Genomic DNA, 548 nt, shown 5'->3' with positions numbered 1-548 from the left:
ATCACGCTCGTGCCTCACTGTAGGGAATGACGGTGTTTGTTTAGATGCGAGTAAGCGAGATGCGGGATTCGAGTAAACGAGATTTGAGATACGAAGAGCGTCGAAGTATCCGTCATCCTCAAGAGGGAGGAACGACCGAGTTGGGGATCTAACTTGTGATACCCAATTTATGCTGAACGAACTGCACGCGCTCTTCAACCGACATAAACGGCACCCCAACCACCTCATAACCTAGGTTCTGGTAAATCGATACCAGACTGGTGTGAATCTCTAACGCACCCTCAAACGGATAAGGGCGCACCTCATCTTGCACGTAAATGCTCGCTTCTGGGCGACATAAGAACACTTGAGGGTGATAACCCTGACTCGCCTCGAGATACTCCTCATCAATGGCTATCTCTGCTTGTGACAGATAACCACAGATATCAGGTATAGCGCGGTCGAGAAACGCGACTGGGTGTTGGTTGGCCTGCGCTTTCTGCTCACTCATCACGTCTAAACAGAGAGCTGCAAAACCGGGTAGGTTAATCCAAGGCAGTATTCCATTG

At 49.8% G+C, this 548-nt stretch carries 1 protein-coding gene; it reads right to left on the bottom strand.

Features of this window, described 5'->3' with window-relative positions; all coding sequences use genetic code 11:
- Window positions 1-148: 148 nt before the first annotated feature.
- Window positions 149-548: AAA family ATPase (locus KIV40_RS30795; protein WP_285353091.1), on the bottom strand; the 400-nt coding region annotated here is incomplete at its 5' end.

The sequence above is a fragment of the Vibrio sp. D173a genome (genome assembly GCF_030248475.1).
This window is presented reverse-complemented; position numbering and strand designations above follow the sequence as displayed.